The 17,601-nt window shown below is 38.0% G+C and carries 13 protein-coding genes; 5 read left to right on the top strand and 8 right to left on the bottom strand.

The window, feature by feature from the left end:
- Positions 1–5: 5 nt before the first annotated feature.
- From QNI22_RS02710 to ffh, 3 genes are all read left to right on the top strand, one after another.
- Positions 6–1,334, top strand: coding sequence for an amidohydrolase (locus QNI22_RS02710; protein WP_314509064.1), 1,329 nt, complete (start codon positions 6–8; stop codon positions 1,332–1,334).
- Between the two features lie 340 nt (positions 1,335–1,674).
- Positions 1,675–3,168, top strand: a complete 1,494-nt coding sequence (locus QNI22_RS02715; RefSeq protein WP_314509066.1) for a sensor histidine kinase — start codon at positions 1,675–1,677, stop codon at positions 3,166–3,168.
- Positions 3,169–3,428: 260 nt separating this feature from the next.
- Positions 3,429–4,751 carry a signal recognition particle protein gene (gene ffh / locus QNI22_RS02720; protein WP_314509067.1) on the top strand — a complete coding sequence of 441 codons (1,323 nt, stop codon included), beginning with the start codon at positions 3,429–3,431 and terminating at the stop codon, positions 4,749–4,751.
- Positions 4,752–4,962: 211 nt separating this feature from the next.
- Here the strand turns inward: ffh and QNI22_RS02725 are convergent, their stop codons facing one another.
- The 4 genes from QNI22_RS02725 to porV all read right to left on the bottom strand — a co-directional run bounded on the left by QNI22_RS02725 (position 4,963) and on the right by porV (position 10,539).
- Positions 4,963–5,376 (bottom strand): hypothetical protein, encoded by a 414-nt coding sequence (locus tag QNI22_RS02725; RefSeq protein WP_314509068.1) that lies wholly within the window; start codon positions 5,374–5,376, stop codon positions 4,963–4,965.
- Positions 5,377–5,844: 468 nt separating this feature from the next.
- Positions 5,845–8,607, bottom strand: a complete 2,763-nt coding sequence (locus tag QNI22_RS02730; RefSeq protein WP_314509069.1) for a tail fiber domain-containing protein — start codon at positions 8,605–8,607, stop codon at positions 5,845–5,847.
- Positions 8,608–8,733: 126 nt separating this feature from the next.
- Positions 8,734–9,195, bottom strand: a complete 462-nt coding sequence (locus tag QNI22_RS02735; protein WP_314509070.1) for a T9SS type A sorting domain-containing protein — start codon at positions 9,193–9,195, stop codon at positions 8,734–8,736.
- A gap of 48 nt (positions 9,196–9,243) precedes the next feature.
- Positions 9,244–10,539 (bottom strand): type IX secretion system outer membrane channel protein PorV, encoded by a 1,296-nt coding sequence (gene porV, locus QNI22_RS02740; protein WP_314509071.1) that lies wholly within the window; start codon positions 10,537–10,539, stop codon positions 9,244–9,246.
- A gap of 519 nt (positions 10,540–11,058) precedes the next feature.
- Between porV and QNI22_RS02745 the strand changes: the two genes are divergently transcribed.
- Positions 11,059–11,385, top strand: coding sequence for a hypothetical protein (locus tag QNI22_RS02745; RefSeq protein WP_314509072.1), 327 nt, complete (start codon positions 11,059–11,061; stop codon positions 11,383–11,385).
- A 207-nt stretch (positions 11,386–11,592) separates the two neighbouring features.
- On the opposite strand, the gene QNI22_RS02750 is transcribed toward QNI22_RS02745, so the two are convergent.
- On the bottom strand, positions 11,593–11,841 hold the full coding sequence (locus QNI22_RS02750) for a hypothetical protein (RefSeq protein WP_314509073.1): 249 nt from the start codon (positions 11,839–11,841) through the stop codon (positions 11,593–11,595).
- A gap of 14 nt (positions 11,842–11,855) precedes the next feature.
- On the opposite strand from QNI22_RS02750, the gene QNI22_RS02755 reads away from it, so the two are divergent.
- On the top strand, positions 11,856–12,107 hold the full coding sequence (locus QNI22_RS02755; protein WP_314509074.1) for a helix-turn-helix transcriptional regulator: 252 nt from the start codon (positions 11,856–11,858) through the stop codon (positions 12,105–12,107).
- A 1-nt stretch (position 12,108) separates the two neighbouring features.
- Here QNI22_RS02755 and QNI22_RS02760 read toward each other — a convergent pair whose 3' ends face one another.
- From QNI22_RS02760 to QNI22_RS02770, 3 genes are all read right to left on the bottom strand, one after another.
- Complete coding sequence (locus QNI22_RS02760) at positions 12,109–14,526, bottom strand: ABC transporter permease (protein ID WP_314509075.1); 2,418 nt, start codon at positions 14,524–14,526, stop codon at positions 12,109–12,111.
- 66 nt (positions 14,527–14,592) lie between these two features.
- Positions 14,593–15,147 carry a rhodanese-like domain-containing protein gene (locus tag QNI22_RS02765; protein WP_314509076.1) on the bottom strand — a complete coding sequence of 185 codons (555 nt, stop codon included), beginning with the start codon at positions 15,145–15,147 and terminating at the stop codon, positions 14,593–14,595.
- A 26-nt stretch (positions 15,148–15,173) separates the two neighbouring features.
- Positions 15,174–17,585: an FtsX-like permease family protein gene (locus tag QNI22_RS02770; RefSeq protein WP_314509077.1), complete on the bottom strand. Its 2,412-nt coding sequence runs from the start codon at positions 17,583–17,585 to the stop codon at positions 15,174–15,176.
- Positions 17,586–17,601 lie beyond the last annotated feature (16 nt).

The following is a 17,601-nucleotide window of genomic DNA, read 5'->3' on the forward strand; positions in this document are numbered from 1 at the left end:
TTTTTATGAAGAAAGTGTTGCTTTTCCTTCTTTGTGCAGACATGTTTCTGCCTGTATTTTCCCAAAAAATGGATGGAACAAATGCTAAAGTCAAAGCTTTTGTAGATAAGTCTTATGCCAGTTGGTATGAGTTGTATACCTATCTGCATGCTAATCCTGAGATTTCATTTCAGGAAAAAAAAACTATGGCAAAAATGGGAGCTTTGTTACGAGAAGCTGGATTTGAAGTAACTGAAAATTTTGGAGGATATGGAGTAGTTGGTGTATTACGTAATGGGAAGGGACCTACTATCATGGTGCGTACTGACCTGGATGCACTGCCTGTAAAAGAAGAAACAGGCTTACCATATGCTAGTAAAGTAATTATGCAAGAAGATGGAAGAGATGTAAGTGCTATGCATGCTTGTGGACATGATTTACATATGACTGTTTTTACAGGAACAGCACAGGCGTTATCTATGTCAAAATCAGAATGGAAAGGAACGTTGGTTTTTATTGGTCAACCAGCTGAAGAACGAAGTGGGGGAGCCATTGCTATGCTACGCCAGGGATTGTATGAGAAATTTCCTCGTCCTGACTATGTTGTAGGACTGCATGATCATGCAGCTATTCCTGCTGGCAAAGTTGGATATACTGAAGGACCTATGATGGCTAGTGTTGATGCTGTTGATATTACGGTAAGAGGTATCGGAGGGCATGGCGCTATGCCTCATACCACAAAAGATCCTATTGTACTGGCATCACAGATTGTACTGGCTTTACAGACTATTGTAAGTCGTGAAACTTCTCCTTTTCAACCCTGTGTAGTAACAGTAGGCAGCATTCATGGGGGAAGTGCCTATAATATTATTGGAAATGAAGTAAAATTACAACTGACACTTCGTTCGTTTGATGATAGTGTGCGTGTTCATACGATTGCTGCTATTAAGCGTATTTGCAATGGTACTGCCCAGGCTGCCGGCATTCCTGAAGATTTATATCCTGTAATCAAAATAAGAGATCAATACACACCTTCAAATATTAATGACGTGGCTTTAACCAAACGATTGGTAGGTGCTTTTCGGCAAGTACTAGGCAATGATAACGTTGTGAATACGCCACCAAGTACAGTAGGAGAGGACTTTGCCCGGTTTTCACGGATTGAACCAAAAATTCCTACCTGTATGTTTTGGCTTGGAGCTGTAGATCCGAAGAAGTTTGAAGAAAGTATGAAAACTGGTAAACAGCTACCTAGTCTTCACTCATCTACCTTTGCTCCTTTACCTGAACCTGCTATAAAAACTGGAGTAGAAGCTATGTCTTCCGCAGTGCTTGAATTGCTAAAAAGTAAATAAAAATAAATTGTATTTATCTGGTATAATACTTGTCTATAGATGGATAATGAGTGGTTTCATTCAAAATTCGTGTTTTTTTGAGTTTTTCTGATTTACCTTCTGGGGATGGAGCGTATAGATAACAAAGATATTTTCAAATATGCGTATATCGTTGAGCAACTGTAAGCTGAACTATCTTTTTGGAGTTTTCAGGAGTTATGTATCTATAGACTTGTAAGAAACTGGCAGTTGTTAGTTTTATATATCAGATAACTATGTAACTATTTTTATTATACTTTTTAGAATGGGCCACCTCCTGGATTATTTGCACGAACGTCTTCAACCCCACAGGGCTAAAAACATGACTTTAATGCATTCTTCTGAGGATGTATTGAAGTCATACCAGAATATAGAATATTCTAAAGTTCATGAGGTTTCTCATCCGTCCTATATTCAAAAACTGCGAAATGAAATAACAAGTCTGGAACAAGAGCGATTATTAGTCATTATTGACCAGTTAAAGCAGGAAAATGAATACCTTAAATATCTTCAACACCAGCGTACAAATCAGTTGATTGCTTGTATGGAAGGTATAATTTTAGGAGAAAGATCTGCTTTTCAGCTTCAGGAAATTCCAGAAGAAGATCCTTTTTTTGTTTTATTTGAGGCAGTGAGATTGTTACAGGGGAATATTAGTACTATTTGGGATGAACAAAAAGCACTTGCTGAGGAGTATCAGCGAGTCAGAGAAAAATCACAAAGGGAAGTTGAGACTCAAAAAATACACCTGAATGCTATATTGGAAAATAGTGATACAGCGATTGGTGTAATTAACACGGAGGGTATGGTAGTGGAGTATAATGAGCAGATGAATAAACTGTTTACTGCCAGGGATATACAACTTGAATATGGAGAACCTGTTTTGGCTTGTATTCCAGACTCATTAAAATCTGTATGGAGTAAACGGATTTCTGATGCATTGCAGGGTAAGGCAACTACATATGAAGATCATTTTTCGTGTAGAAATCACAATCTGGTGTACGAAATAAAATTTTTCCCTATTTATAAAGATTCAGAGATTTTAGGATCTTCTATCTTTATCCGCAACATTACTCAAACTGTAAAAACTTCCCAAAGGCTTCATATTCAGCAGGCAGAACTTCAAAAGGTAAAACAGGAGCTAAACCGGTTTGTATACAGTTCTTCTCACGATTTGCGATCACCTCTCACTTCCTTGTTAGGGTTGATTGCAGTTGCTAAAGATGAAAAAAACAGAGATGAAGTGATACACTATCTGGCAATGATGGAAAAGAGTGTATTGAAACTGGATGGCTTTGTACGGGAGATTATTGATTACTCCAAAAATTCAAATCTGGAGGTTGTCAGTGAGAAAATCCAGTTTGATACTATTATCAGTGAGATATTTGATGGTGTTGAACATATGGATAATGCTGATAAGATCAGAAAAGACATAAATATATCCGGAGAAGAGTGTTTTTTTTCAGATAGACGACGTCTGAAAATGGTTTTTAATAACCTTATATCCAATGCAATAAGATATAGTTATCTGCGCCGAAAAAATCCTTTCATTAAGATTAATATCAATATTAGTAAAGAAAAGGCACGTATTGAGGTAACGGATAATGGACAAGGTATCTATCCTCAACACCTGGATCGTATTTTTGACATGTTTTATCGGGCTACACAAACAAATGCAGGACCTGGATTAGGACTTTATATTGTGAAAGAATCCATTCAGAAATTGGGAGGCAACATCAAAGTGGAGTCAGCAGTAGGAGAAGGGACAACCTTCTTTCTGGAAATTCCAAATCTTTGTCCCTACTCTGAAAACTGAGAGAGAAATATATATAGAAAAATGCATACAAAAGGGAAAAATCTGTTTCATAAGTTACAGATTTTTCCCTTTTTTTATAATCCATGAAAATCAATTTGTCTTTTTATGTAAGTTTGCTGACTCTTTGCATGAGATAACTTTGATTATTGAGTATAGTATTTTATTTCTTTTGGAGAAGAAAAGGAAATCTATACCTTATTTTAACGTAATTTTGTAGTTCTAACTATTCATCGCTTACAGATCAATACATTTATTGACATATGTTTGAGAATTTATCCCAGAATATTAACCAGGCACTTCGGACGCTAAAAGGTAAAGGCCGGATCACAGATGTAAATGTTGCAGCCACACTGAAGGAAGTGCGTAAAGCCTTACTGGATGCCGACGTTAACTTTAAAGTTGCTAAGAGTGTAACCGATACCATTAAAGAAAAAGCACTTGGCCAAAAGATTTTAATTGCTGTTGAACCGGGCCAGATGTTGGTTAAGATTGTTTCTGATGAACTGACCGAGTTAATGGGTGGGCAAAAAGTAGATATTAATACCAAAGGTGATCCTGCCGTAGTACTGATGTCTGGTTTGCAAGGTTCTGGTAAAACTACCTTCTCTGGAAAGCTGGCTTTGTATTTGAAAAAACAAGGCCGTAATGTATTGTTGACCGCTTGTGATGTGTATCGTCCAGCTGCAATAGATCAGTTAAAAGTGTTGGGAGAGCAGATTGGGGTAGACGTATATGCAGAGCCTGAAAATAAAAATCCTGTACAAATTGCTCAAAATGCTATCAAGCATGCCAAAGCTACAGGGAAGAAAATAGTAATTGTGGATACTGCTGGTCGTTTAGCAGTAGACGAAGAAATGATGCGTGAGATTGAGGCGGTAAAGAAAGCTATTCAGCCTACTGAGACTTTGTTTGTTGTTGACTCAATGACAGGACAAGATGCGGTAAATACAGCAAAAGCGTTCAATGATCGGATCAACTTTGATGGTGTAGTACTAACTAAATTAGATGGTGATACAAGAGGTGGAGCTGCCTTGTCTATCAAAGCTGTAGTAGATAAACCTATTAAGTTTATAGGTACCAGTGAAAAAATGGATGGAATCGATGTCTTCTATCCTGATCGGATGGCAAGTCGGATTTTGGGGATGGGTGACGTTATTTCATTGGTAGAACGTGCACAACAGGCATACGATGAAGAAGAAGCACGCCGAATTAGCAAACAAATTCGTAAAAACCAGTTTAATTTTGATGATTTCCTGTCTCAGCTACAGCAGATCAAAAAAATGGGACCTGTTAAGGATTTGGTGGGTATGATTCCAGGTATGGGCAATATGCTGAAAGATGTTCAGATTGATGATGATGCATTCAAACCTATTGAAGCAATTATCCAATCTATGACACCTAAAGAACGGGCAAACCCTGAGATTTTGGATGCCAGCCGTCGTAAACGGATTTCTACAGGTAGTGGACGAAGCATTCAGGAAGTAAATAATCTGATGAAGCAGTTTGACCAGATGAAAAAAATGATGAAGATGATGAACCAGATGGATATGCGGTCTATGGCCAAGCAGGTTCGGAAAAAATAATTGGTTCAAGATAGAAATCATAAAGAAAGTTGCCCGTCTGAAAAGTCGGGCAACTTTCTTTATGATAGTTTAATATGATAGTTTAAACTGTATAGTATTAGGGACTTAACTTGATACAATGTCGAATGTTTGCATTATTCTGTGCATGATAGATATAAAAAAAGCGGTCATTATTTGATGACCGCTTTTGAATTGCAAGGGCTTGTTAACGTTAATTTACTTTTACAAGACGTTCAGTATTTGTTTCAATTTTGAACTTCTTACTTTGAGTTTCTTTGCCATTAGAAATTTCAAAAGTATATTCACCATCTGCCATTGTACTGAAGTCAAATGTACGAATATAGCCATTGTTAGTTTTTAAGGCTTCAGTGTATACAGACTCATTTTTCTGATTCTTAATTGTAATAAACAGCTTATTGTTTTGTGAGGGTGCAATCACTGTTTTGAATTTCATTGACTCTGGTAATTGAAATACCACAGCTTGTAAGGATGCAGAAGCTGCTGGTTCTGGTCCTGTTGCACCAAATGTTACTTGAGTGGCTGCTACTGCAATGGCTGCTGCTACTGTGAAAACGGCTTTACGGATTGCAAAACGGAAACGGTTGTTTTTTACTTGAGCGTTCATAGTTGTACTTGTTAAAGTGTTAGTTGTAGTTGAGATAATGTTAGAGAAATTGATGTTAGTTGTCATAGTTGTAAAGAATTCTTTCAAAAATTGTTTATAGTTTCTATAGTTGTTTGCGTTGATAAATACTTTTCAATTGATGTGCCAATCTATGAAAAGTGTGTTTTTAGCATAATTTAGAGGTTTTTATTTTTTTACTGTTTTTAAACCTGTCCGTTTTGCGACATATAACGTTCATTTTCGGACAAAACTTCTGATTTTTGTGTTGCTTACCTTCTATATGTAAGTAACTTGTTTTGAAAGTTTATGGGAAGAATGTCCTTCTGTAACCTGTATGGCTGATTTTATATGGAGAAAGGAAATCCTGTGCGATGAGAGGATTTTAAAGCGGATGAGTGATTACAGACTGACTACAAAAAACGGAACAAGTTTATAGCTTGTCCCGTTTTACTATTTTATGGCAAAAAATTACTTACTAGCTATCTTTTTATCGCTCTTTTCTATTTTCTCAATCTTATCCATTAACTGATTTAATCCGGATTCCAGTTTTTCCAGCTGTGCCCTTTGCTGATCAAGTGTACTCTGCTTTTCTGCTAATTGTTTTTGAAGAGCATTGATTTGTTCCTGTTGTTCTTTTATGGCTTGTATAGCAATAGTTGTAAAGGCTGAATAATTCAGAGATTTTTTACCATCGACTTCCTGTATCAGATCTGGAAATATCTTCTCAACTTCCTGTGCAATAAACCCATAGGATTTTGGTGATTCATCTGTGTTATGCAGATAATGATAACGGGTAGGTTGTAAACGCATGACATTAGGCATAACATGATTCAGTCGTTCAATATTCTTTTTCAGAGTGCGATCTGAAAAAGATTTGATAAGTCCGTCTGCACCATCCATATAGGATAGCAGTGTGTTGTTATGGTAAAAAGTCAGGTAATCCGTTTTTCCATTAGATGCAGCAGTAACTATTTCCCATTGCGATGTACCTGAAGAACTTTGAGCTTCCAGAATCAATCCTGCATTTCCAAAGCGGTTTCCCATTATATGAAGTTCACGTTCAGGATTGGATGTATTGATACCCAGACTACCATATCCAGTGGAACCTGATCCATATCTATAGTTTATAGTGACTAAAGGATCTGTACTTTGTCCATTATTAAAATTAAAATTAAATAGTCCATCTGGTTCTGTAGTTCCGTCATTATTAATCGTTTGATTTCTTCCATCCAGTTGCCAATATGTTGGATAGCTTGTACTCTTAAATATGGCTGAAGAACTTATATTATCTCCACTCAATGTTAATTGGACTGGGGGAATTCTACCTGCTGTGGAGGCAAATACCTCTAAAGACGTAGCTGGATTATTTGTTCCAATACCAACATTTCCTTTTCCCAGATTTGAATTAAAGATATTTGCTCCATTCTGTAACCATAATTCACTGGCATTTCCGGTATTATCAGGGGCTGATATCCAGTAACCACCCTGAGCATTATATTTCAGCACCTGGCCATCAGTTGGAGCTACCTTATCATACACAGGAATACTGATAATCTTAGTTGCGTTCCAGATTTGTTTGTCATTAAAAGCACTGAATGTATTGTTGGTTGTATTCAGTGTTAATGTTGCCTCATCTGCTTTGTACACCAGACCTGGAGTACCTGGATCTCCCTTGTCTCCTTTGGGTCCTACAGGTCCCATTGGTCCTTGTGGCCCAGTTGCGCCTGGTGCTCCTTGCTCCCCTCTATCACCCTTCGGGCCTGCTGGCCCGGCTTCACCTGGCGCACCCGGAGTTCCTGGATCGCCTTTTGCGCCAGGTGATCCGGCATCTCCTTTATCTCCTTTTGGTCCAACCGGCCCCTGAGGACCTGCTGCACCTTGTGCACCAGGATCTCCTTTTGTACCTGGTGTTCCCGGATCACCTTTGGGGCCAGCCGGTCCCATGGGTCCTGGATCTCCCTTATCACCCTTGGGACCGGCTGGTCCTTGTGGTCCAGGTGTACCACTGGTACTAGTTGTTTCTACTATAAAGTTAGGGTAGGTTCCGGTAACTGTGGTGACTCCTTTTCCAGTGATTGACACTACCTGATCAGGAGCAGTATTATTTATAGTTGTTCCTTCAATAGATATATATCTGCCAGCAGTATAGGTTGTTCCTCCTCCTCCAGTTCCAGGAGGGCCTTGCGGACCTTGTGGACCCTGGGGGCCAACCGGACCCGGATCACCTTTGTCGCCTTTAGGACCAGCAGGACCCATTGGACCTGCTGGTCCGGGTGTACCGCTGGTACTGGTTGTTTCTATTGTAAAGTTAGGATAAGTCCCACTAACAGTTGTGACACCCTTACCTGTAATTGTGACAATTTTATCAATACCTGTATTTTTGATTACATCACCTTCAATTGCAATACCATCACCTGCTTTATAACTTGTGCCGTTACCTGAACCTGCAGGACCTTGTGGGCCCTGTGGGCCAACCGGACCCGGATCTCCTTTGTCTCCCTTATCTCCTTTTACTCCTGGTGCTCCGGCTAGACCTTGCAATCCTGTATCTCCTTTGGGGCCAGCAGGGCCTGCGGGTCCCTGAAGACCAGTCGGCCCTTGTGGTCCGACAGGGCCAGTTGCTCCTGTATCGCCTTTATCGCCCTTAGGACCTGCAGGCCCAGGTGTACCAGTAGTGCTAGTTGTTTCTACTATAAAGTTAGGATAAGTCCCACTAACAGTTGTGACTCCTTTACCTGTAATGGTTACTACCTGATTGGGAGCCGCATTGATAATCGAATCATTTTTTATGGTGATCCCTTTTCCTGCTTTGTAAGAAATTGCATTGCCTGCTTTGTCCGCATACAAAGCATATGGAACAGATACTAACTGACTAATACCTGAGAGTGTGTAATTTGTGCCTCCTTCCGGATCTACTTCTACCTTTAGGAATAATGGATTTTTTTCCCAAGGTACAGTAGCAAGTGTACCTGTTGTTGGGCTACCTGTACCAATCCCTAACGTAAATAACCCAAAATCGTCTGTAACAGGCTGATGAGTCTCCACATATACTACAGTGCCATTGGTAGCTCCCTGCAAAATACTAAGCTGTATTCCAACAGTTTTGTTAGGAATAGGATTTCCGGATGCGTCACGGGCTATTGCCTGATAATTGACGCTTTTAGGGGCTTGTGCTAGTGAATAACCTGTTATAATCCAGAACAGTAATACTATGAAGCCTATTTTTTTCATTGTGTTTGTGATTTTTCTGAAATAGTACATTTTACTTTTGAGGTCAGGTGAAATCCTTTTCATCCTGAGAGTATCTCCGAGATGGAAGGCCTAAATGGATGTGACCGATTTCTGTATATTTCTGCTCTATTTTTTCATTACCTGAAATGAGTACAGACGTTTACCTGTTTTATCAAATGCATTGATAATAAAGATTGCCTCTGCTAGTGTTTCAAGGTTAATTGTAATCTGACGTTGAGGTTGATCAAACCGATGTCCAAAAACCTCACGACCCAATACATCATATACTTTATAGGAAGCTATTTTATCAGCGTTCTCCAGATAAAGTTTATCTGTAACAGGATTCGGATAATAGTTGAAGTTGTCTCCGAATTTTGCTACATCCGGTTGGATAAATCCCTGAGTCAAAATGTCATTTTGTGTTTTTATAACTGTAATCAAGGGTTCACCTACAGAATAAGTAAGTTGGAACGATCCGTTTTGTAGTTTTTGTCCACTTGCATTTATTACCTCAGGTTTAAGGTTTTGGCCGAATGTTACCTGGTAAGCCAATGCGCTTAGGAATATATAGGTGAATTTTTGATTCATATGCTATTTTAATTCAGAGTGTGAACGGGTATTTAATTATTCTTCGATTTATCTTCTTTTGATATGCTTATTTTTGTATTGTGGAGGACGTTGTTTCTTTGTATTGGGATTGCGCTTGTTTTTGTTTGTTCGTGTTTTATCCTCAGTTGGTTTGAATTCATCTCCGATATCCAGATGGAGTGAGAAACGAATTGTTTCGCCCAATGGATTGTTTTGCTGGAAAGGAACAAGGTAAGCCAGGTCAAGTCCTATACTTTTGAGTTGTGCCCCTGCTCCAAGAGATAAGTATTCTCTACCTCCCTTAGATGGTGATTCATAGAAATACCCCATCCGAAACATGAACATATCATTAAAAATATATTCGCCACCAACTGAAAACATGATTTCGTGTATTTCTTCACTAATTCCACCTGGTGCATCTGTAAATGAACCAAATACAGAACTCAGATAGGAGCGGTTCGGATCTTTACCATGTAGAATAATCGGTCTGCCATCTGCAGTTCGTTCTACTACACCATTTCTGGTTTTGTATACAGGAGGAGTTGGCACAAGCCATTTGTTAAGATCTACAGCCAGGTTGATCTGATTGAAACCTAATGTGAAACCAACCTGTGTACCTATCCGAAGATTGGCAGGCAAATAATTTTTTTGTCCAAATCCGTAGCTAATCTGTGTACCCATGTTGGATACTACAGCACCAAATGCAAATTGCACAGGGGTGCTTACTTCTGGAGGAGAGGTTCGAAAATACATTCCTAGATCTCCTGCTACAGCATTGCCTGCTTGACTGGAGACTCCATTACCCGTTGTTAAATTGCCATAAATATCAGAGTAAATGTATCTCAGTGTAGCTGCCATCGACAACACTTCAGACAGTTTTCGTGAGTATGTAGTTGCTATAGCAAACTCACGAGGTCTGAATTCACCAGCCCCTTGTCCGCTATTATCCTTTAATGATAAATTACCCAGATTAAAGTAGTTAAGGGCAACAGCAATAGCTTGTTTGTCATCAAGTTTGGTATAGGCTGATAAATAAGATACTGACATTCCGCTGAGTATACGACGAAGCCAGGGGGTATAAGATAAACTAATGCCTTTGTCTGTTTTGGTATATACAAGCTTTGCCGGATTCCAGTAGGTTGCATTTACATCCGCATTGGTTGCAGCTCCTACATCTCCCATTCCAGCAGCTCTGGCATCAGGAGCAATAGTAAGAAAAGGAACAGCTGTAGTGATAACCCGGTAAGAGGTATCTTGTCCATTCAAGACAAGTTGAGCATATGCCGAACTATTCACTATCAGGCAAAAAATGCTTATGATTACCTTGCTGTAACGCTGTTTCATGATCTTCAGTGATTATACACTTTGTTAGTAAGAAAAGTGGAAAAAATGTAATCACTGGTTGCATTTATTTGCAGCTCTGGTTTTTAAGTTGTTGATAGTGAATATGGTTTTTTATTGTATAGATAAGGGTTCTAATGTAAGAAAATGGCTATAAATAGTATTATTTATTTTTTGCCTGAAATTAAAATATGAAAAATTTTAAACCTTTTTTAAGGGTTTATATGTAAGGTTTATTCATAAAATGTCATAAAAACGCCATTTCTGTAGCCAAATAAAGTGTGTGAGGAAATTATAAAGGAAAAATTTTATTTTATAAATGTATAAAGGGTAATAGTAAATTTCTGTTTAAAAAACAATGCAAAATATTATTCTGATTTTTTGACTGGTAGTTTTGTGTGTTTAGAATAAAATTTGCATAAACAAAATTGTAGCAGAATATTTGTTTACTAATCGTAGGTTTGCGGTATCAATTCTCGAAAACCAATTAATAGAAACAAAGTTCAAAACAATAAAATAACTATGAAAAAAGTATTATTCACTCTGGCTGCATCTGTATTATTTACAACTATCGTTAGTGCAAACAACAATCCTAAATCTCCTGTATCAATGGCTGCTTACAAAACAGCTGATGCTGAAGGAGTAAAATTAGTTGTTGTGAACTCTGTTGCTGAAAACGTAACTGTAAAAATCAAAGATGCAAATGGGAGAGTGATTTTCACTGACGTGATTCGTAATGAAGAAAAATTCACTCGTAAATATGTATTTGCGCCTGAATTAAAAAATAATGATTACACAATTGAAGTAGCAAACAGTCAAGGTACTGCCAGCCAATCTGTAACGTTGTAAGAAATACATTTTGCCGGTAATAGAAAACACCCTTATCTGTGAATGATAAGGGTGTTTTACTTTTGAAGGTAGACAGATAGTAGTTAAAAGGGCACTGGTTTTATTCGAAAGTTAATGGATGTACTACGTATATAGGGGAACAGAGCAATAATAAGCAGGATACCTAGTATTACCCAACTAATCATTGCATAATAATCCATTGAATACCTAAGTTGAATCTGATTGTTTATGGTAGAAAAAAAGCAACTTATTGACAAACAGACCTGCCTGATCCTGAGCCATACCTGTTGTTTGGCCAATTTTCTGGTAGTGTAACAACCGTTCACTACTTAGGAGATTAAATAAATTGACTTGTTCCTGAAGTAGAGTATAATGGATTTGTTTTTCATACAATTGAAAGAAGTGAATCAGTGCCATGCTAAAGGTAAATCCAAAGAATCTGAATCCGATACCCATAGCTGAGATTGCTTGTGGCAGAACAATTTGGATATAGTGTACGAAGCTTATCCCGATTATTTCAGCAGAAACTGTTAGTTTCGTTTTTGCAGTATCTGAAACTGTGTCGGATGATCAAAGCCATGGAGTATTTACTGGAAATCGACAAACGAATCAGTGAAATTGCCTATCAGACAGGCTACAATAGCCTGTCTGCATTCAGCAATACCTTTTACGAATTAGTACACATGAGACCTATGGATTTCAGAAGTTCTGTCAATAGATAATCTATTCGACTTTTAATGATTCTGTTGGATTTTTTAATGCAGCTCGAATAGCTTGATATCCTACCGTAAGTAAGGCAATAAGACTGATGAAACTACCTGTCAATAAAAACATCCAGCCTTGAATAGAGATGTGATAAGCAAAATCCCGAAGCCATTGATGCATTACAAACCAGGCTACAGGTGTTGCAATAACAAATCCTAGCAGTACCAGTTGTAAGAAAGAGGACGAAACCAGGAATACAATATGAGATATACTTGCTCCCAACACTTTACGTATACCTATCTCTTTTATCCGCTGGTGTGCTGACAAGTGTGCTAACCCAAACAAGCCTGAGCAACAAATCAGGATGGATAGGATGGTCGCAATCCCTATAATTTGTTGCCAGCGTTGTTCCTGTATATATTCCTTAGCATTCAATTCGCTCAAAAAATGATATTCATATGATGCATCAGGCATGGCTTGCTTATAGATTTTCTCAAATGCCTGAAGTGCTTCCTGTTGTTTAAGTTTATCTATTTTTAACCAAATACCGCCAGTATATTCATTGCTCATAAATAATACCATGGGCTGGAGCTTTTCACGTAAAGAACCAGAGTGATAATTTTGTACTACTCCCACAATTACTAAGCTGCCTTGTCTGCGTTCAAAGTTTTGTAAAATTGTTCCAATAGGTTGTTTGAGCCTGGCTGCCTTTACAAACGCTTCATTCACAATTATATTTTGTGTTTTATCAGTCGGAAAAGAATTGGTAAAGTTTCTTCCTTCTTTAATTTTGATACCAAGCATAGGAATATATGCCTCATCAATGGACTGATAATGGCTTTTTATTATTTCAGAACCCACCCGAATATCGGTAGTCAGGCTACTAAATTCTTCACCAAATGAGATTTGTTGAATAGCAGGTACTTTAGCAATTTCATTCCTCAGGATAGTTTGTACAGTCTGGTATTCTCGATTGCCATTGATATGAGTACGTATAATTTGGTGAGGATTGTAGCCAAGGTCTTTGGTTTGGATGTACTCCATCTGATTGTAAAAGATGATGGAGGCAATGAGCAGAAATATCGCTAATGCAAACTGAAAGACAATGAGTGTTCTTCCTAACAATGAATTGCCTGTTACTTTTACTTTTCTATATAATACCTCAACAGGTTTAAATCCTGATAAGACAAAGGCAGGATAGAAGCCTGTCAGAAGAGTATTAATCAGAAAAAGCAGGCCAATATAGATATACAGTTGACTATCCAGTGTATCTGATAAAACAAGATGTTTTTCAGCTAGCTGATTAAACGCAGGAAGGGTTAGTTGTATCCATAAGGCAGAGAGTACAAAGGCTACTAGAGACAATAACATAGATTCACCCAGAAACTGGAAAATAATCTGATATTGACTTCCTCCGGTTACTTTGCGAATGCCTACTTCTTTAGCTCGCTTCAGAGAGTTGGCAATACTGATATTGACAAAATTACTGCTCGCCATCAGTAAAATGAGAGCAGAGATTCCTAAGAAAAGATAGGAGTAAATGGGTTTGCTACCATATAGAATTCCGCCTTCCACATTACCTGTGCCGTTGTTTAGAGGGTTGAGGTGGATATCCAGTATGTTTTGTAGTCCATACTGTATTTTGGGGTATTGGGTATGGTTTGTGGCAAGTTCAGATTGGGAGAGACGTGCATGAATCTTGTTGAATTTTTGACTGACTGTAGATAGATCTGCATTGGGGTGAAGCACAACGAAGGTACTGAGATAGGCATTTAACCAGGATGTGTCTTCAAATGAAACCTGCATATATTGAAATGGATGCAACAGATCAAACTGAAAGGATGAGTTATAGGGAGGATTTTGTATTACACCTGTAATCAGTAAGGGTTTGCCTATCTTCTGAAAAGACGGATCGGCATCCAGATACAAAGTTTGGCCAATGACATCTGTAGTATTAAAAAATCGAAAAGCAGTTTCTTCTGTAATAACAACAGAGTTAGCATTTTGAAGAACTGTTTGAGGATTTCCCTGAAGGAGTTTAAATGTAAAAACATCAAGGAAATTGGCGTCTACATATAAAGGGTGTAGTTTCAGTACTTTATCATTGGCTCGAACATCGGCAGATATGTCTCCTCCCATAACACGTACATAGGAATTTACTTCGGGTACCTGAGTTTTGAATGCAGGGCCTTGCACTTGTCCTGTGCCTCCGGTTATCTGTGTCTGATCGCCTTTCTCCTGAATAATAGATGTGGTTATTCTATATAATTGAGATTTTTTGGTATGGAAGTTGTCAAAATGACGTTCATCCTGAATATAAAGCACTGCCAGTAATACACAAGTAATCCCAATGGAAAGTCCCAGAACAGTAATTATCGCGTATAACTTGTTTCTCCAGATATTTCTGAAGGCAATTTTTAGATAATTCGTTAGCATGATACAGCGTGATCAAAATAGTGGCATACTGATAAAGCTGGATTTTATCGTACAAGGTTGTTGGATTTATTTTACAAGTAAACTTGTCAGACAAGGAGTTCTTTTTACAGATTCATTCCAAACGGACATTCCACCTGACATGTTTTTTACATTTTTAAAACCATTTTGAGTAAGCAAATAGCTTGCTCTTGGACTGCGATGGTTATGTGAACAGTATACTATAATTTCGCTGCTTTTGTATTTATTCAGTTCTCCTATTCGTTTATCCAACTCCTGTATTGGGATATTAATGGCTCCTTTGAGACGACCGAAATTCTCCTTTGCTTTGCCTGAGAATTCTTCCGGAGTACGCACATCCAATAAAATTACCTTGGGATTATTGTTCGTAATGTCACACAATTGATCTGGTGTAACATTTTGAAAATTGACAGATGATTTCAGTACCAAATCCATTCCGCAATGAGAACATTTTCCGGATTTAGTATATTCTTCTTTATCACAATCATACCCACAAGGAGAACATACATAGCTGGTTTCATTGGGTTGTATACTTGTCATACCAACGGATAGTGCTAAGAGAACTACCAGAACAAATAGTGATAGAAGTTGGGTTAGTTTCATAACTGAAAAGTTAGTGTGATTTTAAATCATTCACTTCGAAGTGACTTAACTGGATTAGACACAGCCACCTTTATCGATTGATAGCTGATTGTAAGCATAGCAATAAGTACCGATGTAATTCCTGCCAAAATAAATACCCACCAGGAAATACTTACCCGATAGGCAAAGTCCTGCAACCATAGATTCATTACATAGAAAGCAAGTGGAGTTGCCACAACCAATGCGATAAGTACTAATAGTAAAAAGTCTTTGGAGAGTAATGAAACAAGATCTGTGACTGAGGCTCCTAAGACCTTTCGTATACCAATTTCTTTTGTACGGGTATCTACTGCATAAGTCGCTAATCCAAACAAACCCAGGCAGGCTATCAGAATTGCCAGTATAGCAGCTATGCTAAATGACTGGATAAGTTTTTCTTCTTTCTGGTATTGTTGTTGAAAGTCATCATCCAGAAATTTATAATCAAGTGAGTACGCTGGAAATATTTTTTGCCAGGTTTTTTTGAGATGAGTTACTACCAAATCTGGATCATTTCCTGAATAACGTATAGCAAATACATTGATGGATGGGGTGACATTCATAATTACCGGACGAATAGCCTCTTGTAAGCCATGTTGGTGATAATCTTTTATCACTCCAATTACCTTTCCATTCATTCCTGATGCACTTAGTTTTTTATCCAGTGCATTTTGGGGAGTATTCCAGCCAAAAGCTTTCATGGCTGTTTCATTAATTAAATAACTCTCAACTGAATCTGCTTTGCTGTCTTGAATAAAATCACGTCCTGCAATGAGTTTTAAGCCAATTGTTTTTAAATAATCGTAATCAACCGGAATGTGCTCTACTAAAATGCCTTGTCCTTGAGCCAACCCCTCACCATAGGCAAACTGCCCATCCCATCCTGATCGGCCAGGTATGGCACGACATCCTGTTACTGAAGTAATACTACTTAGCTGGCTCAATTCTTTCTTGAAAGTTTCTGCTTGTTGATGACGTGCTGTCCATTGAACTTCTTTCATATCTACCACTACTATTTTATCTTTATCAAAACCGAGTGATTGAGTCTTCATAAAGGATAGCTGCTGCCAGATAATCAAAGTACCAATAATAAGACAAATTGACACGGCAAATTGGGTCACTACCAGGATTTTGCGAAGGAAGTTGCCTTTACTGGAATGAGTAAAGCTACCTTTCAGGATGGTAACAGGCTGATAATTGGATAGAATCCATGCTGGATAAAACCCTGTAAGAGGAATAAGTAGAATCAGAATGGATACCAGTAAAATCAGATTGTCAGGAGCTAACAGGGTACTAATTGTGAAATTTTTGTTTGTGAAGTAATTGAATGGTGATAAAGTCAGATAGGCAACAATAAGACTACAAAGTGTAGCTATGGTACACAACAAACCTGCTTCAATCAGAAATTGAACTATTAATTGTTTTTTATCTGTTCCCAATACTTTTTTAATACCTACTTCTTTTGCTCTTTCTATGGCTCTGGCAGTTGAGAGGTTGATAAAGTTCAGGCAAGCTATCAGAAGAATAAATATACCTATTGTGATAAATACATATACAGTTTGGATATTTCCTACTGTTCCTGCGGCCGAAGCTTTGCCGGAATAAAGGTAAATATCTTGTACTGGACGAAGGTAAAGAACTGTGTTAAATCCTGTGCTCTTGATAGCTTCCTTACCATAAGTCCCTACCAGATTTTTAATTTTATTCTCAAATTGTTTGCTGGTTACATTTGGTTTGAGCCGTACATAGGTGTTTACATTAATATCAAACCAGCCAGATGCATACTCATACTTGCAATCTTCTGGAAACATAGCACAAGTAGTTGAAAAAGATCCTACCAAATCAATTTTGAGGTGAGAGTGGCTAGGTAATTCCTTGAAGACACCTGTTACCCGATGAGGAATAGTATCATTGACCATCAGTAATTTACCCAATCCATTGCCTTTTCCAAAGTATTTTTCTTCTATTGCCTGACTGATAACTACAGTATAAGGTTCTTTGAGTGCTGTTTGTGGATTACCCACTTTCAAGTCATATCCGAATACATCAAAGAAATTTTCATCTGCAAATAGAGACGGTTCTCTTACATAGACATCCTTAAGTTTGATCATAGGGTTCCATGAACGTATGTAACAGACTTTTTCGACTTCCTCATATTTTTCCTGAAGTGTTCTTCCTACAGGCCATCCTGTCTCAGCTAACTCCATGCTGGTACCGTCAGGGGAGAGGGTTGTACTTTCAATCCGGAATGTCCTTTCTGCATGAGGTATAAACCGATCATAACTAAATTCATCCTTTACCCAGAGTGCAATCAGGAAGAATAAAGTAATACCAATTACTAATCCCGTAAGATTGATTAGTGTATAGGTTTTCTTCTTGCGAAAAAGTCGTAAGGCTATAGTTATATATCTTGTAAACATGTGAAAGAAAGGGACA

The sequence above is a fragment of the Xanthocytophaga agilis genome (assembly GCF_030068605.1).
Lineage (GTDB): Bacteria > Bacteroidota > Bacteroidia > Cytophagales > 172606-1 > Xanthocytophaga > Xanthocytophaga agilis.